Source organism: Aminomonas paucivorans DSM 12260 (genome assembly GCF_000165795.1).
Taxonomy (GTDB): Bacteria; Synergistota; Synergistia; order Synergistales; family Synergistaceae; genus Aminomonas; species Aminomonas paucivorans.
Map to the genome: position 1 here is coordinate 1,957,871 of NZ_CM001022.1, position 20,245 is coordinate 1,978,115.

General features: G+C 69.2%; 18 protein-coding genes and 1 pseudogene. 17 read left to right on the top strand and 2 right to left on the bottom strand.

Going from position 1 to position 20,245, the window contains the following annotated elements:
• The first annotated feature begins 59 nt into the window (after positions 1 to 59).
• The 13 genes and pseudogenes from APAU_RS09310 (at position 60) to APAU_RS12660 (ending at position 11,596) form a co-directional block, all read left to right on the top strand.
• The gene (locus APAU_RS09310) at positions 60 to 686 is read left to right on the top strand and encodes a V-type ATP synthase subunit D (RefSeq protein WP_006301496.1); all 627 of its coding nucleotides are present in this window, start codon (positions 60 to 62) and stop codon (positions 684 to 686) included.
• 2 nt (positions 687 to 688) lie between these two features.
• Complete coding sequence (locus tag APAU_RS09315) at positions 689 to 1,030, top strand: hypothetical protein (protein ID WP_006301497.1); 342 nt, start codon at positions 689 to 691, stop codon at positions 1,028 to 1,030.
• 3 nt (positions 1,031 to 1,033) lie between these two features.
• A complete protein-coding gene (locus APAU_RS09320; RefSeq protein ID WP_006301498.1) occupies positions 1,034 to 2,122 on the top strand; it encodes a V-type ATPase subunit in 1,089 nt (362 codons plus the stop codon).
• Positions 2,113 to 4,080, top strand: coding sequence for a V-type ATP synthase subunit I (locus tag APAU_RS09325; protein WP_006301499.1), 1,968 nt, complete (start codon positions 2,113 to 2,115; stop codon positions 4,078 to 4,080). The genes APAU_RS09320 and APAU_RS09325 overlap by 10 nt, the downstream gene beginning before the upstream one ends.
• A gap of 77 nt (positions 4,081 to 4,157) precedes the next feature.
• Positions 4,158 to 4,583: an ATP synthase subunit C gene (locus APAU_RS09330; RefSeq protein WP_006301500.1), complete on the top strand. Its 426-nt coding sequence runs from the start codon at positions 4,158 to 4,160 to the stop codon at positions 4,581 to 4,583.
• Between the two features lie 16 nt (positions 4,584 to 4,599).
• Complete coding sequence (locus tag APAU_RS09335) at positions 4,600 to 4,911, top strand: V-type ATP synthase subunit F (RefSeq protein WP_006301501.1); 312 nt, start codon at positions 4,600 to 4,602, stop codon at positions 4,909 to 4,911.
• Positions 4,908 to 5,522, top strand: a complete 615-nt coding sequence (locus tag APAU_RS09340) for a V-type ATP synthase subunit E (protein WP_006301502.1) — start codon at positions 4,908 to 4,910, stop codon at positions 5,520 to 5,522. The genes APAU_RS09335 and APAU_RS09340 overlap by 4 nt, the downstream gene beginning before the upstream one ends.
• Positions 5,523 to 5,534: 12 nt before the next feature.
• Positions 5,535 to 5,804 carry a hypothetical protein gene (locus tag APAU_RS09345; RefSeq protein ID WP_040345050.1) on the top strand — a complete coding sequence of 90 codons (270 nt, stop codon included), beginning with the start codon at positions 5,535 to 5,537 and terminating at the stop codon, positions 5,802 to 5,804.
• 52 nt (positions 5,805 to 5,856) lie between these two features.
• Positions 5,857 to 6,741 (top strand): annotated as a pseudogene (locus tag APAU_RS09350) (ISL3 family transposase); the annotation flags it as partial.
• 70 nt (positions 6,742 to 6,811) lie between these two features.
• The gene (locus tag APAU_RS14695; RefSeq protein WP_269490285.1) at positions 6,812 to 7,132 is read left to right on the top strand and encodes a transposase; all 321 of its coding nucleotides are present in this window, start codon (positions 6,812 to 6,814) and stop codon (positions 7,130 to 7,132) included.
• Positions 7,132 to 8,787, top strand: coding sequence for a V-type ATP synthase subunit A (locus APAU_RS09355; RefSeq protein WP_232207730.1), 1,656 nt, complete (start codon positions 7,132 to 7,134; stop codon positions 8,785 to 8,787). The genes APAU_RS14695 and APAU_RS09355 overlap by 1 nt, the downstream gene beginning before the upstream one ends.
• Positions 8,778 to 10,148 (top strand): V-type ATP synthase subunit B, encoded by a 1,371-nt coding sequence (locus APAU_RS09360; protein ID WP_006301504.1) that lies wholly within the window; start codon positions 8,778 to 8,780, stop codon positions 10,146 to 10,148. The genes APAU_RS09355 and APAU_RS09360 overlap by 10 nt, the downstream gene beginning before the upstream one ends.
• Positions 10,145 to 11,596 carry an HD domain-containing phosphohydrolase gene (locus APAU_RS12660; RefSeq protein WP_006301505.1) on the top strand — a complete coding sequence of 484 codons (1,452 nt, stop codon included), beginning with the start codon at positions 10,145 to 10,147 and terminating at the stop codon, positions 11,594 to 11,596. Before APAU_RS09360 ends, APAU_RS12660 begins: the two co-directional genes overlap by 4 nt.
• 461 nt (positions 11,597 to 12,057) lie before the next feature.
• On the opposite strand, the gene APAU_RS12665 is transcribed toward APAU_RS12660, so the two are convergent.
• Positions 12,058 to 12,873, bottom strand: a complete 816-nt coding sequence (locus APAU_RS12665; RefSeq protein WP_050792503.1) for a LacI family DNA-binding transcriptional regulator — start codon at positions 12,871 to 12,873, stop codon at positions 12,058 to 12,060.
• Positions 12,874 to 13,094: 221 nt separating this feature from the next.
• On the opposite strand from APAU_RS12665, the gene APAU_RS09375 reads away from it, so the two are divergent.
• The 3 genes from APAU_RS09375 to APAU_RS09385 are packed head-to-tail and all read left to right on the top strand — an operon-like array spanning position 13,095 to position 17,604.
• Positions 13,095 to 15,047, top strand: a complete 1,953-nt coding sequence (locus APAU_RS09375; RefSeq protein WP_006301507.1) for a DUF2207 domain-containing protein — start codon at positions 13,095 to 13,097, stop codon at positions 15,045 to 15,047.
• Positions 15,048 to 15,089: 42 nt separating this feature from the next.
• Positions 15,090 to 15,635 carry a LemA family protein gene (locus tag APAU_RS09380; protein ID WP_006301508.1) on the top strand — a complete coding sequence of 182 codons (546 nt, stop codon included), beginning with the start codon at positions 15,090 to 15,092 and terminating at the stop codon, positions 15,633 to 15,635.
• A 4-nt stretch (positions 15,636 to 15,639) separates the two neighbouring features.
• Entirely contained in the window at positions 15,640 to 17,604 is a 1,965-nt protein-coding gene (locus tag APAU_RS09385; RefSeq protein WP_006301509.1) for a DUF2207 domain-containing protein, read from the top strand.
• Between the two features lie 61 nt (positions 17,605 to 17,665).
• On the opposite strand, the gene APAU_RS09390 is transcribed toward APAU_RS09385, so the two are convergent.
• Complete coding sequence (locus APAU_RS09390) at positions 17,666 to 19,045, bottom strand: zinc-binding metallopeptidase family protein (protein ID WP_006301510.1); 1,380 nt, start codon at positions 19,043 to 19,045, stop codon at positions 17,666 to 17,668.
• Positions 19,046 to 19,154: 109 nt separating this feature from the next.
• On the opposite strand from APAU_RS09390, the gene APAU_RS09395 reads away from it, so the two are divergent.
• Positions 19,155 to 20,033: a zinc ribbon domain-containing protein gene (locus APAU_RS09395; protein WP_006301511.1), complete on the top strand. Its 879-nt coding sequence runs from the start codon at positions 19,155 to 19,157 to the stop codon at positions 20,031 to 20,033.
• Positions 20,034 to 20,245: the final 212 nt, after the last annotated feature.

The window sequence follows — 20,245 nt, forward strand, 5'->3', positions numbered from 1 at the left end:
TCCGGGGCGGGACGCGGCAGGCGACGCCCCCAGGACCGACCAAGACGGGCGGTGAACCCATGAAGTTGAAGATGCCCCCGACTCGGGGGAACCTCGTCAAGGCTGCGCGTGCCATGGTCCTGGCCCAAGGAGGACACGACCTGCTGGAGCAGAAGCGTCAGGTCCTGATGATGGAGCTGGTTCGGCACATGGATGCCGCCAAGTCCCTCCAGAAGGACATGGCCTCGGTCTTTTCCGGGGCCTACGAATCCCTGCAGCGGGCCAACGTCTCCCTGGGCATCGACACGGTGGAGGAGATCGCCCAATCCGTGCCCCTGGTCTCGGACATCACCGTCCGGCTCCGCTCCGTCATGGGGGTGGAAATCCCTGAGGTGGACCCGGTGGACCCCGTCCCCATCCCCAGCTACTCCTTCCACAGCTCCTCCAGCGCCATGGACAAGGCCTACCTGCGGGCGCGGGAGGTCCTTTCCCTCCTGGCCCGCCTCGCGGAGGTGGAGACCTCCGTCTATCGGCTGGCGGTGCAGGTTCGCAAGACCCACCGGAGGGTGAACGCCCTGGAGAAGGTGGTCATCCCTGCCAACCGGGAGGCCATGGTCTTCATCGCCGACGTGCTGGAGGAAGGGGATCGGGAGGATTTCGTCCGCATGAAGATTGCCAAGGAACACCGACCGGGAGGGAGGAACTAGACATGGCCGCATTGCAGGAGACCCTGGCGGTGCTGTTGGGGGCGGAGACCGAGGCCAAGCGGGTGGTGAGCGAGGCCAGGACCGAGTCGGAGGACCTGAGACGAACCGCCCAGGACAAGTTCGCCCTGGAGCGGGAGCACCGGATGGCCTCGGCGCGACAGCAGGCCACCAGCCTCCTGGAGACCGCCCGGACCGCCGCGGAGACCGAGGCCGCCCAGATCCTGGACCTGGGCAAGAAAGAGCGGGACCGGATGGCCCAGCGGTTCGCCGAGAACGCCCGGGCGGTGGCCCAGGCCCTGGCGGCGGAGACGGCGGAACGGATCCTCCGGCGGGAGGACGCCTAGATCTTGTTCGACACCGCGCTGGGGGAACGCACCGCCGTAGGGGTCAAGTCCCACGTCCTCTACGGTCGCCTTCTCAAGGACGAAGCGGTCTGGGAACTCCTCCACGCGGAGAGCGTGGGGGAGATCGCGGAGCGGCTGCGTCATGCCCCGGGATACCAGGCCCACCTGGAAACCCTGCCTCCCCGGGACGTGCACCGCTACGACCTGGAGGGCCTCATCAAGGCCATCCCCCTCACCGAGGCGGCGGCCTTCCTGAACTACCTCAACGGGCCCCGGGACGCCTTCCTTCGTGCCTGGGTGGAGCGCCACGAGGCGGACAACCTCAAAAGCCTGCTGCGCTGGATCCTCTCCGGGCGCCAGGACCGGGAGGAGCTGCGCCGGCGCCTCTGGGAGGTGCCGGACTCCAAGCTGCCGGGGGATCTGCTCCTCTCCGCTCGGGACTTCCCGGAGCTGCTGGAGACCCTTCGGGGCACCCGGTACTACCGAGTGATTCGGGAGCCCATGAAGCACCTCATCGACGGGGAATCCAACCTCTTCGCCCTGGAGATGGCCCTGGACATCGAGGCGGAGTCTCACATCCACCAGGCCCTCTGGGTCCTGGCCCCGGAGGACCGGAGGCTCATCCTCCCCCTCTTCGGGGCCCGCATCGACCTCATCAACCTTTACTGGCTCTACCGGGGGAGGCGGTTCTTCCGCATGGCCCCGGAGGAACTGATGAACCGTCTCCTCCCCTGCCGCTACCGCATCCGACCGGCTCAGCTTCGGGCCATGACCCGGGCCCAGACCCTGGAGGAGGCCCTGGAGCTGCTCTCCCAGACCCCCTACGGGCGGGTGTTCCACGAATCCGCCCCCCAGGACGAACTGGTGGTGGAACGGGACATCAAGCGCTTTCTCCTCCTCTCCGCCCGGGAGATCTACCGGGTGGGGCCCCCTGCCTTCCACACCGCCATGAGCTACTTCATGCTCCGGGAGCTGGAGATCGAGGACCTGACCACCATCATCGAAGACGTCCGGTACGACTACGACCGGCGCCACGCCGCGGTCTACCTGGCCCGGCCGCTCCTCTTCGGAGGTGACAACCCATGGCAGTGATCAAAATGATGGCCCTGACCCTCATCGGCCCCAACGAGGAGATGGAGGCGGTGGCCCGGCAGATGGTCCTCATGGGAGGGTTCCAGCCCCTCCCCCTGGACCTGCTCCTGAACGACCGCAACCTCCGGTCCCGGGTAAGCACCGAGACGGGCAACCCCTACGACGACCTGCTCCTCAAGCTGGGGGCGGTGTGGAAGGTCGCGGGGGAGTCCGCCCCGGACCCCTTCCCCGTTCCCCTGGACGAGTCCTTCACCCTGGAGCGCCTCTCCCGGGAGGTGCACGGGGCGGCGGGAAAGCTGGAGCTTTGGGAGCGACGCCGGGAATTCCTGGCGGAGGAACTGGAGGAGCTGGAGGCCACCCGCATCTGCGTGGCCTGCCTGAACGACCTGGGACGATCGCCCCGGGACCTGGCAGAGACGGAGTTCGTCCCCATCTTCTTCGGCCGGACCACGGACGAGAACTACAAGCGTCTGGAGGAGTCCGCCGAGGGGGCACCCCTCCTGGTGATCCCGCTTCGAAGCAGCGGGGGCAACACCTGGACTCTGGTGATCACCGTGCCGGGCTACCTGGAGGGGACGAAGAAACTCCTGGAGACCATCTACTTCAGGGAATATTCCCTCCAAGGGGTGGCGGAGCGCTTGGACCCAAAAAATCCCTTGGGGACCCTGGAGACGCGCATCTCCCAACACCGCAAGGCCATGGAGGCCCTCACCCGGGCGGGGAAACACCTGCTCTCGGACCACCGGACGGAGTACGAGACCCTCTTCTCCCGGGTCTACACCATGCAGCGAGTCTACGACCTCTGCAAGGGTCGGGGAGAGGTGAGCGGGCTCTTCGTCCTCTCCGGCTGGATCCCCGCGGACACTCTGGATTCGGTGAAGGAGACGGTGGGCAAGGAGGCCCCCCGAAGCTCCCTGATGGTGGAAGAATCGGGCACCCTGCCCTACCCGGGCATCCGGGTCCCCACGCTGCTGCGCAACCTGCCCCTGGTGCGGGCCTTCCAGGACGTGGTGGGGCTCTACAGCCTCCCCTCCTACGGGGAGATCGACCCGTCTTTCTTCGTGGCCCTGAGCTTCTGCCTCTTCTTCGGTTTCATGTTCGGGGACGTGGGACACGGACTGATCCTCATCCTGGGAGCCCTGTTCCTCCAGAAGAAGCGCATCCTCAAGAAGTCCCTGGCCACGGTGATGAAATCCGCGGGCACCATGTCCGTGGTCTTCGGCTTCCTCTACGGCAGCGTCTTCGGCCTGGAGGACGTGATCCCCGCCCTGTGGCTCTCCCCCATGAAGGACATGGGCAAGCTCCTGGGCATCTCCATCGGCCTGGGGGTGGGGATGGTCAGCCTGGGGATGGTGCTCAACATGGTCGCCCGGTACCGGGAGGGGGACTTCGGCAGGCTGCTCTTCGACGGGGGCGGCCTGACGGGACTGGTGTTCTACTGGTCCGCCGCGGGGGCGCTGTTCGCGGGCTTCGCGGGCATTTCCCTGCCCTTCCCCAGCTGGGCGGTCTCGGCGGCCCTGGTGGGCCTGCTGGCCATCATGTTCCTCCGGGACGTGCTGGCCCGGACGCTGCTGCACCAGAAAAAGGGCGCTCCCGGGGAGGAGGAGCCGGGGTTCCTCCACTTCTTCGAGGTGCTCCACGGGCTGCTCTCCTTCCTGAGCAACACCGCGTCCTTCGTGCGCCTTGCCGCCTTCGCCCTGAACCACGTGGGCCTGTCCCTGGCGGTGCTCATGCTCTCGGAGATGGTCCACGAACTCCCGGGAGGCCTCTTCTTCAAAGTGGTCATCCTGGTGCTGGGCAACGCGGTGATCGTGGCCCTGGAGGGGCTCATCGTCTTCATCCAGACCCTCCGGCTGGAATACTACGAGTTCTTCAGCAAGTTCTACCGGGGAGGAGGGAAGGCCTTCCACCCCGTCCGCTGGAACCGTCCCGAGCGGGCCCGGACCACCCCCTCCTGACGGAGGGGACGGGACGACGCCGGGACTTGAGGCAATCGCATCCACATTTCTATCTGCTGGCGAAGGAGTTGAGGTTCATGTGGGGTTTGGCACTGTGCGGGGTTTCTGTGGCGGGTCTGGTGGGCGCGGGTTTGGTGCTGCGAAACAGGCGCCTTCCCCGGGCGAAGGGGATCCTCCTTTCCAGCCTGTCGGGGTCGGCTCTGCTTCTGGTGGCGGGGGCCCTGGTGGCCCTGGGCAGCCATCCCGCCCTGGCGGCGGAGGGAGTTTCCGCCGTGGCCACCGCCAGCACCGGAGCGGGGCTGGGCTTTCTGGCCGCCAGCCTGGCCACGGGCCTGGCCTGCCTGGGGGCGGGTTTCGCCGTGAGCAGCGTGGGATCCGCCGCCCTGGGACTGGTGGGAGAGAAGCCGGAAATGCTGGGAAGCACCCTGATCTACCTGGGGCTGGCGGAAGGGATCGCCATCTACGGGGTCATCGTCTCCCTGCTGATCCTGGGCAAGTTCTAGGCGAGACGGGAGGGCCATGCACGCCTTTCTGGTGAGCGACAACCACGACACCCAGGTGGAGATGCGCCTGGCGGGGATCCAGGGAGTGGTGGTCCACGGCCCCGAGGGAACTCGGCAGGCCATGGAGGAAGCCCTGGCCCTCCCGGACCTGGGAATCCTGGTGGTGACCGAAAAGGCTGCGGCGCTCGTCCCCGACCTGATGCAGAGGCTTCGGGAGCGGGGGGAGCTGCCGCTGGTGGTGGAGATTCCGGACCGGCACGGAACGCTGCGGGGACCGGACTTCCTGACCCGGTACGTCCGGGACGCCATTGGGGTGAAGATGGAATGAGCGACGTCCAGAACGAGAAACTGAACGCCCTGCGGGACATCATCCTGGACCGGGCGGACGGACAGCGGTCGGTGCTCCTTCGGGAGGCCAAGCAGGAGGCGGACACCTGGACGGCCCAGGAGTCGGAGAAGCTGGATCGGGAGACGGACCTGGTGCTTCAGGACGCCCGCAACCGGTCGGAGGACATCCGGAGACGCCAGATCCTCACGGCGGAGCGGGAACGCTCCACGGAGACCCTGCGGCTTCAGAACCGCCTTCTGGGGGAGGCCCTGGGGATGCTCCAGGACGAACTGGTGCGCCTCCGGGACCGGGACGACTACCCCCAGATCCTGGCGGGCCTGGTGCTGGAGGGGGTGGCTGCGGCGGGTCAGGAGGGGACCTACCGGGTCCGCCTGGCCGCCGCCGACGCCGCCCTGGGAGACCAGGTGGTCTGGATGGTCAAGACGGAGCGCCCGGGGTTGGAGCTGACCTTCGACCCCAACCCCGCCCCCGTCCTGGGTGGCGTGTGGCTGGCCTCCGAGGACGGCAGGAGGCAGGTGAACGCGGACTGGCACCAGCGGGCCCGCGAGATGGCCGACGAACTGGCGGAGCGGCTCATGCCGCTTCTGTAGGAGGACCTCCCGGTGAACGGAGAACGGACGCGCAAGGAAGGATCCCTGACGGCCATCAACGGCCCGGTGGTCAGGGCGCGGGGCATGGGGGAATACGCCATGCGGGAGATGGTCCTGGTGGGACACCGGACCCTCCTGGGGGAGATCATCCGCATGGAGGAAGACGAGGCCACCATCCAGGTCTACGAGGACACCCAGGGTCGGCTCCTCATCATCCCGTATGGGCACCCTCGGAACAGGGTCTTTGAGGGCTGGCGCGATACGGGTTTGGTGCTAGCATAGAGTTCAAATTTCATGAGGCCTCTTCATGGTTCTCTCACAGGAGGACGGATTCATGCGCAAGGCGCGAAAGAGCAGCGGCAAGGAAGTGACGGACTTGAACCAGCTCTTCCTGGGTTTTCTGGGCCTGGAAGAGCCCTGGTTCATCCAGTCCATCGAATGGGATCCCCTGGAGGGACGGGTGGACCTGCACGTCTCCTTCCGGGAGGGCACCCGATTCCCCTGCCCGAAGTGCGGGGGTTCCCATCCGGTTCATGACTGCCTGGAGCGCACCTGGCGCCACCTGAACCTCTTCCAGCACAAGACCTACCTTCACGCCCGGGTCCCCCGAACGGAGTGTCCGGAACATGGAGTCCACCAGATCGCCGTCCCCTGGGGAGAGGAACGGAGCGGCTTCACCCTGCTCTTCGAAGCCTTCGTGATGGAACTGGCCCCCCTTCTTCCCGTGAAGGAGATCTCCCGCGTCCTGGGGGAGACGGACACCCGACTCTGGCGGATCATCCGCCGGCACGTGGACCGCTTCTTGGCCACCCAGGATCTTACGGGGCTGCGCAGGGTCGGGGTGGACGAAACCTCCTACCGCAGGGGGCACAGGTATGTCACCGCCTTCGTGGACCTGGACCGGGGACACGCCATCTGGGTCACGGAGGGGAAGGGCAAGGCCGTCCTGGCGCGGTTTGCGGCCTACCTGACCTCACGAGGTGTCGCCCCCTCCGTCATCACCGACTTCACCCTGGACATGTCCGAGGCCTTCATCCAGGGGATCGGGGAGAACTTTCCCCAGGCCCGCCTGACCTTCGACAAATTCCACGTCATCAAAATGATGAACGAAGCGGTGGACCAGGTCCGCCGAGAGGAACGCCGGGGTGCCGAGGAACTGACGGGAAGCCGCTACCTCTGGCTTTACAACCCCGAAAGTCTCTCGCCCAAGCAGCAAGCAGCCCTCACCGCCCCTGCTTGCCTCAAAGAACACCCGCAAGACCCAAAGGGCCTACGCCCTGAAGCTCCTCCTGCAGGAGTTCTACGAGAAGGTCCCGCGCTGGGGGACCGTGTGGCTGAAACGCTGGTACTGGCGAGCCAGCCACAGCCGCCTGGAACCGGTCAAGAAGCTGGCCCGAACCATCAAGAATCACTGGGAGGGGGTCCTGAATCACATCCGAACCGGGATCGACAACGGCATCCTGGAGGGACGCAACAGCCTCTTCAAGGCCGCCTCGGCGAAAGCCCGAGGCTACCGCACCTCCACCTATGCGGCTCTGAGCTATTTACTGGTCAACGCTAAGATGCAACTGCGGTTTCCTGGGCCCCGGGAAGCAGCCCATACGGGATGATGAGGAACCCCCAGGGTCTCCAGATCGGGGAACCCGTCACGGGCTCCCACGAGTCCCTCTCCGTGTCCCTGGGCCCCGGCCTGGTGGGAGGCTTCTTCGACGGCATCGGCCGCCCCCTGGGGACCCTCATGGAGCGCCAGGGGGTCTACATCGCCCCGGGACTCAACGTGCCCCAGGTGGACCCGACGACGGAATGGGATCTGGTGCCCGTGGCCAAGGTGGGAGACATGGCCACGCAGGGCTCCCTGTTGGCCACGGTGCAGGAGACCCCCCTTCTCCTCCACCGCATCCTCACCCCTCCCGGGGTGGAGGGGGAGATCGTGGAGATGGCCCCCCAGGGAGCCCTCCGCAGCGACGGGATCGTGGCCCGGGTGAAGGACCCCTTCGGCCACGAGACCCCCATCCCCCTGGTGCAGCGGTGGCCCGTCCGGCTGCCCCGGCCCTACCGGGAGCGGCTGTTGCCCAACGAGCCCCTGGTGACGGGACAGCGGGTCATCGACGGCCTCTTCCCCATCGCCAAGGGGGGCGCCGCCGCCATCCCCGGAGGCTTCGGCACCGGCAAGACCGTGACCCAGCACCAGCTGGCCAAGTGGAGCGAGGCCCAGGTGGTGGTGTACATCGGCTGCGGCGAGCGGGGCAACGAGATGACCGACGTGCTGGAGGAGTTCCCGGTGCTGGAGGACCCCCGGTCCGGGCGTCCCCTCATGGAGCGCACCATCCTCATCGCCAACACCTCCAACATGCCCGTGGCGGCCCGGGAGGCCTCCATCTACACGGGCATCACCCTGGCGGAGTACTTCCGGGACATGGGATACGACGTGGCCCTCATGGCGGACTCCACCAGCCGCTGGGCGGAGGCCCTCCGGGAGATCTCCGGTCGCCTGGAGGAGATCCCCGCGGAGGAGGGCTTCCCCGCGTACCTGCCCACCCGTCTGGCGGAGTTCTACGAGCGGGCGGGGCGGGTGGTCACCCAGGGCGGGGAGACGGGGAGCATCACCATCATCGGCGCCGTGTCTCCCCCGGGGGGAGACTTCACGGAGCCCGTCACCCGACACACCAAGCGGTTCATCCGCTGCTTCTGGGGGCTGGACAAGAACCTGGCCAACGCCCGGCACTTCCCCGCCATCTCCTGGCTGGACTCCTACAGCGAGTACGCCCAGGAGGTGGAGGACTGGTTCTCCTCCCACGTGGACCCCCGATGGGGCTCCCTGCGGGACCGGGCCCGAGAGATCCTGGCGGAGGACGAGCGCATCCAGCAGATCATCCGCCTCGTGGGGGAGGACGTGCTCCCGGACGACCAGCGCCTCCTGGCCTTCACCGCCTTCCTGGTGAAGAACGGCTACCTCCAGCAGAGCGCCTTCGGGCCGGACTCCTACTCCCCTCCGGAGAAGGGCTTCGCCATCCTGGACCTGATCCTGCACTTCCACGAGAAGGCCGCGGGGCTGGTGAAGAAAGGGGTGCCCCTGTCCCTCCTGAAGGACGGGGAACCCGTGGACGCCATCACCCACCTGCGGGAGCTGAAGGCGGAGGACAAGGGAGCCTTCGAGGACCTGCGCAAGAGACTGGACGCCCACCTGGACCGGGTGGGGGCCGAGCGGACTCCCACCCGGGAGCCCCGACCCGGCGACGCGGGAGGAGATGCGTCATGGCGCTAGCGGAATTTCGCGGCATCCAGCAGATCAACGGGCCCTTCGTGCTGGTGGAGGCGGTCCCGGGGGTGGGGTACGGGGACCTGGTGGACGTGGTGGTCCCCGACGGCACCCTGCGCCGGGGACGGGTGGTCTCCCTCACGGAGAAGGCGGTGCTCATCCAGGTGTTCGCGGGAACGGGCGACCTGGTGCCCGCCACCACCCGGCTGCGCTTCCTGGGCAAGCCCCTGGAGATGCCCCTGGCCCCTTCCATCCTGGGGCGCACCTTCACGGGCCTGGGGGAACCCCGGGACGGCTGCGGCCCCGTGTACGGGGGCAAGCGGGTCAACGTCAACGGCCTGCCCCTGAACCCCATGGCCCGCAAGTACCCCCGGGACTTCATCCACACGGGGATCTCCGCCATCGACACCCTCACCACCCTGATCCGGGGCCAGAAACTGCCCATCTTCTCGGGCAACGGGCTGCCTCACAACCAGCTGGCGGTGCAGATCGCCACCCAATCCCGCCTGGTGGGGGCGGAGAACTTCGCCGTGTGCTTCGCGGGCATCGGCATCAAACACGACGACGCGGCCTTCTTCACCCAGGAACTCTCGGTGAAGGGACGCACCAACAGCATCGTCACCTTCCTGAACCTGGCGGACGACCCGGTGATCGAGCGGATCGCCACCCCCCGCATGGCCCTGACCGCGGCGGAGTACCTGGCCTACGAGCTGGGAATGCACGTGCTGGTCATCATCACCGACATGACCAACTACTGCGAAGCCCTGCGGGAACTGGGAGTGGCGGCGGGAGAGGTGCCCAGCCGGAAGGGCTACCCCGCCTACATGTACAGCGACCTGGCCTCCCTCTACGAGCGGGCGGGGGTGGTGCGAGACCTGAAGGGCAGCGTGACCCAGCTTCCCATCCTCACCATGCCCAACGACGACATCACCCACCCCATCCCGGACCTGACGGGGTTCATCACGGAGGGGCAGATCGTCCTCTCCCGGGAGCTGGACGCCAAGGGGATCTACCCCCCCATCGACGTGCTCACCAGCCTCTCCCGGCTCATGAAGGACGGCATCGGCAAGGGCTACACCCGGGACGACCACCCCGGCGTGGCCAGCCAGCTCTTCGCCTCCTACAGCCGGGTGCAGGACATCCGCTCCCTGGCGGGGGTGGTGGGGGAAGACGAGCTCTCCAAGAACGACAAGATGTCCCTGGAATTCGGCCGGTTCTTCGAATCCCGCTTCCTGAAGCAGGGAAGGGAGGAGGACCGGGACATCTCCCTTTCCCTGGACATGTCCTGGGACATCCTGCGGGCTCTCCCCAAGAACGAGCTGACCCGCGTCTCCATGGACGAGATCCGAGGACACCTCAAGCCGTGAGCCTCTCCCGGGGTCCCTTCCTCTCCCTTCGGGGGTGTTGGACCCTGGTGTGGCTCGCCTGCTTCCTGGGCGCGGCGCTGCCTGCCCTGGCGGCTTTCCGCGCCCAGGACCCGCGTTTGCTCTGGCTCTGGGTCCCCTCGGGAGCCCTCCTCTACCTGCTGGGCTCCCGGTGCATCGTGCGCCCCACCAAGGAGCTTCTGACCTGGGCGCAGACCCCCCTGGACGCGGCCCCTCCCACCTTCCCCCGGCTCCACCTCCTTTCCGTGGAGCTGGTGGACCACACCCAGAACCTGGTCTCCCTGGTCCAGCAGCTCTGGGCCAACGAGGAGAGCCTCCGGGATCAATACGAGCAGATCACCCGGCGGGAGCGACAGATCGACGCCCTCTTCCGGGCCGCCCGCATCCTGGGGGAGGGGCAGGAACCGTCGGTGTGGTTCCGCCTCCTGGGCTCCTTCCTGGGAGAGCGCTTCGACCTCCTGGGGGCGGACCTGTATCTCCACGATCCCCGGCAGAACCGCCTGGTGCGCCGGGCCTGCTGGGCCCGAGCCCAGGATCTCTACGACGACATGGAGGTCCTTCCCCTGACGGGGATCTCCTCCGTGTGCACCCAAGCCTTCCGCACCGGGGAGATCCAGAACGTGGGGACCGTGGAGAGCTGCCCCTTCTACCTCCCCGGAAACGACACCACACGAAGCCAGCTGTCCCTGCCCCTGTACCACTGGGGAAAGCCCCTGGGGGTGCTGAACCTGGAGAGCGCGACCCCCAACGCCTTCCCGGAGGAGGACTCCCTCTTCTACCAGGGCCTGGCGGAGCTGACCTCCCAGGAGATGGACAACTTGCTGCACCACGAGGGGCAGCAGGCCCACATCGTCCAGGCCCTCACGGGCCTGGCCCGGGCGGTGGAGCTGCGGGACCCCTACACGGGGCAGCACCAGGAGCGGGTGGCGGGACTGGCGGTGCAGCTGGGGGAAAATCTGGGGCTGCCCTGGCCTCAGGTACAGGACCTGAAGACCGCGGCGCTGCTCCACGACATCGGCAAGATCGGCATCGCCGACACCCTCCTGCTCAAGCCTGCGGGGCTGAACCCCCAGGAGTTCCAGCAGGTGCGCACCCACGCGGAGAAGGGAGCGGAGCTGCTGCAGAACCTCCGGTTCCTGGAGAACTGCCTGGCGGGGGTACGGCACCACCACGAACGCTGGGACGGCAACGGCTACCCCGACGGCCTTCGGGGGGAGGACATCCCCCTCATGGCCCGGATCATCGCCCTGGCGGATTCCTACGACGCCATGACCACCCAGCGGGTCTACCGAACCCCCCGCACCCCCAAGGAGGCCCTGTCGGAGATCCGCCGGTGCGCGGGGAAGCAGTTCGACCCCCGGCTGGCCCGACAGTTCTGCTCCCTGATGGAGTCCCAATCAGCGCCCCACCCCCACGGGGTCTTTTCCTGAGGCAAAGGCATAAAAAAACGGAGCCGACCGAAGTCGGCTCCGCAGTCTCCATTCAACTCCGTCCCCAGGTCCCGGACCTCGTTCCCGAAAGGGGCGCCGCCTCGACGGGCGGTTTCGGTCCTTGCGCCCCCCGCAGGAACCAGGCTCCCCGGGAGTCTTTCTCCCAGCCGCTTCCCCAAGCCGTTCCCACGAGACCGTTTCCCGAAGCCTCTTCCGTACCTTTCCATCCGTTCTGCATCATGCCCCTCCACTCCTCCCGAAACATCGTCCCCGGCACATTTCCGGCTCGTCCAGGCTGATCTCGATGTTCCGTTCGTCGTCGTCGCAGGCCGCAGCGGATCGCAGGCTTCATGGCGTCTTCCTCCTTCGAGGCCCCCGAAGGGGCTCGGAGGCTTTATACCACCCCGGAGCCGGCACGTCAACGTGGGTTCACTAAACATGACCAAGTAAACCAAAATCCCCTATGGTTTCCTCTTCTCCTCCCGGGGCAGGGGTTCTCCTCGGGAATCCCGGGGGTGCACCAGCCACCGCAGCTTGGGAAAGAGCGCTTCGGGATGCCGCAGGCGTCTTTGCAGAAGCCGCCCCGCGGCGACGCCGATCTCGAAGGCCCCCCAGGGAAGACAGCAGAGCCCCAGGAGGGCGGCGATCCGGGCGTCGCCGCACCAGAGGGAAGGGCCGGGGGGCAGCGCCTGCGCTCCGTCCACCAGGGCCAGGGGAAGCCCCTCGCCCTCCTCCTCCAGCCGGGAGAGGAAGGGGAACAGGGCGCCGGGTCCCCCGCAGTAACGGAAACGTCGGCCCGGAAAGGCCCGTCGGACGCCCCGGAGCACCCCCGGGGCGTCCAGCCCCAGGCAGGCTCCCTCGTCGGCCCCCCAGCGCACCGTGGGAAGGAAAAACCCCTCCGGGGGCAGGATGCGCCCCTCCGCCCACAGGACCCCCTCCACCCTTCGGGCGACGAGGCGCTCCGCCCCCCGAAGGGCTCCCCGGGGATCCCGCCCCGATTCCAGGGGCAGCAGGTCCCACCCCGCAGATCCCAGGCTCCGACGGGCTCCCTCCAGAAACGGGCCCACCCACCACTCCCCCAGGGAGGGCACCAGGACCCCCGCCAGGCCCGTGCGCCCGCTGGAAAGCCCCCGGGCGGTGACGTCCATGCGGTAGCCCAGCTCCCGAGCGGCCTCCCAGACCCGTCGTCCCGTGGCGTCGGAGATGCGCGGGTCTCCCCGAAGCACCCGGCTCACCGTGCCCTTGTCCACCCCCGCGACCCGGGCCACGTCCTTCATGGTCACCCCAAGGGCGCTCCCCCCCTTCCCCCGGATTATGGACAAAGCGTCCCCAGGCGTCCACGGCGGGTTTGACGGGCCCGGTGCCTTTCGTTAGGCTGTGCTGCGACAAGCCATCAACCCAAGGAGGCCCGCGCCATGACCCACCCCACCGTCCCGACCTGCCCCGCTCCCCCATCCTCCCCAGGGTTCGCCTCTTCCCGAAGGCCCCACGAGGCGTCATGAGGGATCGGGTGCGGCCTCACCTCCTCTTCTGGACCCCCTGTCTTCTGGGCCTGGCCCTGCTTTTTCTCCCCAGCTCCGCTCGGGGGGACGACCGCATCCTGGCCTTCGACAGCGTGGTGCGCGTCGCCGAAGACGGGACCCTGAAGGTCACGGAAAACCTGCGTCTGGTCGCGGAGGGGGACGGAGCCCGCAGGGGGCTCCTCCGCGTCTTCTCGAGCCCCTCCCGGGAGGCAGCCGCCCCGCCGTCGGAGATGGGGTTGGAGGTGCTGGAGGTGCTGCGGGATGGGGAGAAGGAGCCCTGGCGTGCGGAAAGCCGGGGGGGGACGGTCCGGCTCTTCCTGGGGGAACCGGGACGCCCGGCCCCCCCGGGGGTGCACACCTACCTGATCTCCTACCGCACGGCGGGACAGATCGCCTTCCGGCCGGACCGGGACGAGCTGCGCTGGAACGTCACGGGGTGCGGCTGGACCCTCCCCGTCGAACGGGCCACCTGCCGCGTCCTCCTGCCCGAGGATTCCGGGGAGGTCCCCCCGTTTCTGGATCTCTCGGCCACCACGGGGCTGGGAGAGGATCGGGAGGGAGATGTTTCCTACCGGGTGGACGCCGACGGCAGCGCCGCCTTCGAGTCCACCCGGACCCTCCAGCCCCGGGAGGACCTGAGGGTGACGGCCTCCTGGCCCAAGGGGACGGTGATCTCCTCGGAGGAGGCGGCGGAGCGTCTGGAGACCCGGAGAGGACACGGCTGGTTCCTCGGGGGGTGCGCCCTCTCCGTTCTGACACTTTTGTACTTCCTGGGGGTGTGGAGCCGGGTGGGCCGACCTCCCCGCCCGGAATCCCTGACGCCCCGCCTCGCCCCGCCGGTGGACTTCTCCCCGGCGGCCTGCCGCCTGTTCCGCCGCAGGGATTTCGACGGGAGGACCTTCGTCTGCGCCCTCCTGGACGGGGCGGTGAAGGGTGCCCTGCACCTCCGCCGGGAGGGGGAGGACTACGTCCTGGAGCTGCGGGACCAGGGATGGGAGAACCTCGCCCCGGAGGAGACGGGGCTGCTGCGGTCCCTTTTCCCCGGGACGGACAAGGTCTTCCGGGCCTGTCCTCCGGGGGGACCGGCCCTTCGGGACGCCCGGGATCGGGTGCGAGCGGCCCTGGAGAAGGGGCTGGAGGACCTCCTGGGGGACTCCAACCGGGGGTGGTGGCGGGGGGGCGTCCTCCTTTCCCTGCTGGCGGCGGGGGTCCTGACGGCGGGGCGCCCGGAGGCGCCCTGGGCCCCCCTCCTGGGGGCGGCCTTCCTGGCCTGGACCCTGGGGGTCCTGGGGCTGCTCCAGAAGGTCCGGTCCCGATGGAGCCTCTGGTGGAGGGCCTCGGAGGGGCGCACCCTCCGGCTCCTCCAGGCCCTGACCACCACCCTCCTGAGCCTGCCCTTCGTGGTCGGGGAGGTCCTGGGGGCAGGACTCCTGAGCCAGGAAGCAGGGGTGCCGGCGGCGGGAACGGTGGCCCTCCTGGGGGGGCTGGACGCGGTCTTCCGCAGGCTCCTGGCCACCCCCGGCGGGAGGGGGCTGCGCATCCTCCGCCAGATCGAGGCGTTCCGTCTGTACCTCGCCTGCGGGAAGGGTGGCCCGGGGGATCGGGACAAGCCGCCGACCCGCACGCCGGAACTCTACGAGCGCTTCCTCCCCTACGCCCTGGCCCTGGACGCGGAGCGTCCCTGGGGGGAGTCCTTCGCCCCCCCTGCGCCCTCGCCGGAGGTGGCAAGGCGGATCGAAGCCCCCTTCTGGTACGAGGGGGAGGACTTCGACCCGACCCTCCCGGGGGCCTTCCTCCCCGCACTGGAGGGTCGCCTCCTGACCCTCCTCCAGCCCCCCTCCCCCGAGGAGGAGGCAAGGACGCCCAGGGAGGAGACCGACACGGAGGGGGCGGCCCCGCACATTGACGACGCCCCCGGAAATGGTTAGGCTGCGGTCGAATCCACCCACTCCACGAGGAGGCCCGAACCCATGAAATGGATCGTGCTCGGCATCGTCGCCGCCGTCGCCCTGTGGTTCCTTGGCATCTACAACCGCTTCGTCCGGCTGCGCAACCTGGCCCAGGAGGCCTGGAGCGGCGTGGACGTGCAGCTCAAGCGGCGCTGGGACCTGGTGCCCAACCTGATGGAGTCCGTCAAGGGCTACGCGGCCCACGAGAAGCAGATCTTCGAGGACGTGGCGAAGCTGCGGAGCGAATCCCTCTCCGCCACCACCCCTTCGGCCAAGGCGGCGGTGGAGAACGCCTTCACCCAGTCCCTGCGCAGCGTCTTCGCGGTGGCGGAAGCCTACCCGGAGCTGCGGGCCACGGAGAACTTCCAGGACCTCCAGCGCAACCTGGCGGAGCTGGAGGAGCAGATCCAGATGGCCCGGCGCTACTACAACGGCTCCGTGCGGGATTACAACATCCTGGTAGACTCCTTCCCCAGCCTGCTGGTGGCCCGGGCGTTCTCCTACGGCAAGATGGACTTCTTCGACCTGGACGAGGCGGAGCGGGCCGTCCCGAAGGTGGCGTTCTGACCCCATGAACCGCACCCCAAGCCGCGCCTCCTTCGGGGGGCGCGTTTCCTTTGCGGCCCTGGTCCTGACCTTGACCCTGCTCCTTTCGGCCCTCCCCGGGGGGGCGGAGGAGCGGATCCTGGGCTACGAAAGCGTGGTGCGCGTCGCCCCCGACGCCTCCCTGGAGGTGACGGAGACCCTGAAGGTCCGGGCGGAGGGGGATCAGATCCGCCGGGGCATCTACCGGGACTTCCCCACCCGCTACCGGAACGCCCAGGGGAAGAGGGTCCGGGTGCCCTTCGACGTGCTCCGGGTCCTCCTGGACGGGCACCCCGAGGACTGGCACACCGAGGACCGGGACAACGGGGTGCGCCTCTACGCGGGAAGCCGGGACCGGACGGTGGTCCCGGGGGTGCACACCTACACCCTCGTCTACCGCACCGCCCGGCAGGTGGGACACTTCGAGGGCCACGACGAGCTGTACTGGAACGTCACGGGCAACGGCTGGGTCTTCCCCATCGACCGGGCCACCTGTCGCATCCTCCTCCCCCGGAAGGAGGGGGGGACGGCACCCTTCCTCCGCCAGGCCGCCTTCACGGGCGCCCAGGGGGAACGGGGCTCCGGTGCGATCTGGCGGATCGGCGGGGACGGCTCCGCCTTCTTCGAGACCACCCGGCCCCTGGGGCCCCACGAGGGGCTCACGGTGGTGGCCTCGTGGCCCGCAGGGGTGGTGGCCCCCACGGAGGAGACCCGGGCGGGGGCGGAGGAGGGACGAGGGCTGATCCTGGCGGGCTGGGCCCTGGGAGGGCTCACCTTGCTGGCCTTCGTCCTGGCCTGGGTGAAGGTGGGGCGGGACCCCAAGAAGGGCACCCTGGTCCCCCGCTTCGCCCCCCCCGAGGGTTTCTCCCCCGCCGCCTGCCGAACCCTCTGGCGCATGGGAGGGTTCGACTCCCGCACCTTCGCCTGCGCCCTCATCCACGGGGCGGTGAAGGGAGCCCTGACCCTGGTCCAGGAGGAGGACTCCTTCCGCCTGGAGCTGCGAAACCGCAACCTCCCGGGGCTGGCCCCGGAGGAGGCCCTCCTGGTGCGGTCCTTCTTCCCCGGGGACCGGGGAGCCTTCACCTTCGGGGACGAGGAGGACGAGACGGTCCGGGCAGCCCAAGACGGGGTCCGCCGGATCCTCAAGAGAGGCACAGAGGGGACCTTCTTCTCCTCCCATCGGGGCTGGTGGGCCCTGGGGGCGTCCCTCTCCCTGCTGGCCGCCGGAACCCTCCTGATGGGGGAAGGGGGAGGCGATCCGGGCCCCCTCGCCCTGGGCGTGGGGGCGCTGGCCCTCCTGGGGGTGACGGGGGTGCTGATCCGCAACGTTCCCGCCGCCTGGAGACGCTTTCGGGAAAGCCGGGGCCTCCGCAGGGGGCTCTCCCGCCTCCTGGGGCTGGTGGGGGCGGTCCTCGCCGTCCCGGCGTTCCTGGCGGCGGACCTGGTGCTCCTGGCCCTCCTGGCGGAGGAGGGCTCCCCCGCCGCCGCCCTGATGACGACGGTCCTGGGAGCCGCCGACGCCCTGTTCTTCTGGCTCCTCAAGGCCCCCAGCGTCGCGGGGAGGAAGGCCCTGGACGAGCTGGAGGGCTTCCGCATGTACCTCTCCGTGGCGGAGAAGGACCGCATGAACCTGCTCAACCCGCCGGAGCGCACCCCGGAGCTTTTCGAGCGCTTCCTCCCCTATGCCCTGGCCCTGGACGTGGAGCAGCACTGGTCGGAGCAGTTCGCCGACGTGCTGGCCCGGGCCGCCCGGGAGCCCGGAGGGTACACCCCCCTCTGGTACGCCGGGGGGAGCTTCGACCCGACCCGGCCGGACCGGTTCGCCTCCTCCCTGGGGGACAGCCTCTCCTCCCACATCGCCTCCGCCGCCACGCCCCCGGGAAGCGAGTCGGGCTTCAGCGGCGGCTCCTCCGGGGGCGGGGGAGGAGGCGGGGGAGGCGGCGGCTGGTAGGGATCAAGCCCCCGAGGCCGCGCCGAGGGAGCGGGGCTCTCCTCGATGCGGCCGGGAACGGTCAGTCCCCCTCGTAGAACGCCCGGTAGGCCTCCCGGGAGGCCAGCACGTCCGCCGTGCTCACCAGCTCGTAGGGGGCGTGCATGGACAGAAGCGCGGGCCCCAGGTCCAGCACGTCCATGCCTGAGCGGCTCAGGTACTTGGCCACGGTGCCGCCGCCCCCCTTGTCCACCCGCCCCAGGCTCCCGGTCTGCCAGGGCACGTTCTCCCCCTCCAGTGCCCGGCGAACCCGGGCGACGAACTCCCCCCGGGCCTCGCTGGCGTCGTACTTTCCCCTCTGCCCGGTGACCTTCATCATCGCCGGGCCGTCCCCGGGCCGGGGGGTCTGCCGGGGATCGAAGGACTCCTTGTACAGGGGGTTGCCCCCCTCGGTGACGTCGGCGCTCAGGGCCTCCGAGGCGGCGAGGCACCGCCGCAGGTCCAGGACGGAACCGCACCCCTCCCGGCCGAGCAGCTCCCCCAGGAACAGCTCCAGCAGGGCCCCCTGGGCGCCTCCCACCCCCTCGCTGCCGATCTCCTCCCGGTCCAGGGCCAGGAAGACCGCCCCCCGGGGCAGGTCCCGAGCCTCCAGGAACGCCTCGAAACCGCAGAAGACGCAGACCCGGTCGTCCAGGCCGTAGGCCCCCACCAGGGCCCCGTCGACCCCCACCCTTCGGGCGGGCCCCGCGGGAACCAGGGCCAGGTCCGAGGAGGTGAGGTCTTCTTCCCCGAAGCCGTAGCGCTCCTCCAGCAGGGCCAGCACCGCCGCCTTCACCGGGTCCTTCTCCTCACCCGTCCGGGGACGATGCCCCAGAAGGGCGTCCAGGTTCTCCCCCGTCACGGTCTCGCTGGCCTTGCGGTTCTCCTGCTCCCGGTCCAGGTGGGGGGCCAGGTCGGGCACCAGAAGCACCGGATCTGACGGGTCCTCCCCCAGGGCCAGTCGCACCGTCGTGCCGTCGGTGCGGTGCACCTCCCCGTGGAGCGCCAGGGGCAGGTTCACCCACTGGTACTTCTTGAGCCCCCCGTAGTAGTGCCCGTCCCCCATCAGGAGCCCCCCGTCCTCGTAGAGGGGACGGGGCTTCAGGTCGATGCGCGGGGAGTCGGCGTGGGCCGCCACCAGGCGAACCCCCGCGCCCAGGGGCTTCCTCCCCGATCGGTAGGCCGCCAGGGCCCGATCCTTCCAGTTCAGGAAGACCCCCTTGGGGCCCGGGGCCTCCAGGGGGCCGAAGCCCTCCTCCCGAAGCCGCCCTTCCAGGTGCCGCACCGTCTCCCGCTCCGTCTTGCACCGGGTGACGAAGTCCATCAGCCCCTCCACCGCCGCCTCCCTGCGGGGATCGTCCCCGTAGCGCTCCCAGGCCTTGCTCCCCGGGGCGGGGGCGGCCTTCCGACCCTTCTCCTCCATGACATCGCGACCTCCCTTCGTCCGTTCCGCACCAGGGTACCACGACTCCCTCCGGGAACGGGGCAACGTGGTAGGATGGGAACACCACGCCCCTCAGGAGGGATGAGGCATGATCTGCGAACAGTGCGGCTTCACCAACGCTCCCGACGCCCGGTTCTGCATCCTCTGCGGCGGCGCCCTCGTCCCGCCCGAAGCCTCCGCCCTCCAGGACCCGGACCCCAAGCTCTGCCCGGGCTGCGGAACCCCCAACGAGGGACTGGCCCGCTTCTGCTCCCGATGCGGGGCCTCCATGGAGGGGGCACCCAGACGCTCCGAGGCGCCGGAGGCCGCAGCCCCCCTCCCCCACGACCCGGAGGAGGTCCCCCCTGCCCCTCTGACCGAAACGCCTTCCGTCTCTTCCCTCCCGGAGGATCCGTCCCCCCAGGAGGTTTCTTCCCCCGAGGGGGCACCCGCCCCGGAGCCGGAGGAGCCCTCGGACCAGGAAGAGGATGCCCTTTCCCCCCCCGAGGGGGAGGAGCCCGATCTGCCAAGCTCTCCCGAAGACGAGCCCCTTGCCGACGATCTCCCCGAACCCTCTTCGGGCCCCGAGGGCGAGACCGCCCTTCTCCCCCCCGAGGCCGCGCCGCCCGAGCCGACAGGCCCCGAACCGGAGGCCCCGGCGAGGGAAGACGAGGCGTCCCTCCTGGACGAGGCCCTCTTCCCCCGGGAAGAACCGCAGGTCCCCGAATCCCCCGAGGAGGGCCCCAGGGAGGAAGCGCCGGAACGCCGGGACGACCCCGCCCCGGAACCGGAGGCTACGCCCGAGGCCGCGGCCTCTCCCTCCCCCGAAGAGGAGATAGGCATGGGGCGTCGCCTTCCCCGCCTCTCCCTGCCCCGCCTCTCTGCGGGAAAAATCCTCCACGCCCTGGCTCGGTTCCTGGTCCTGGCGCTGCTGCTGGCGGTGGGATTGGGCATCGGAGTGCTCTGGTCCTTTTTTCAGGGCGGTTGACAGACGGGGAAAAATCGTCATAATGGTTCGGTAGCTTCGATGGGCGGTTCGAGGGAGCGTGCCTGAGGAAGGACGCTCCCCTTTTTTGTGCCGCCTCGAGGCGCCATCCACCGGATGGCGCGCAGGGATTCCGTATCGCCCGCTCAAGAGAGCCCGTCCCGAAGGACGAGCCCGCCCCGCCCGGGGCGCTGAAGGAGGGACGCTGCGGACGA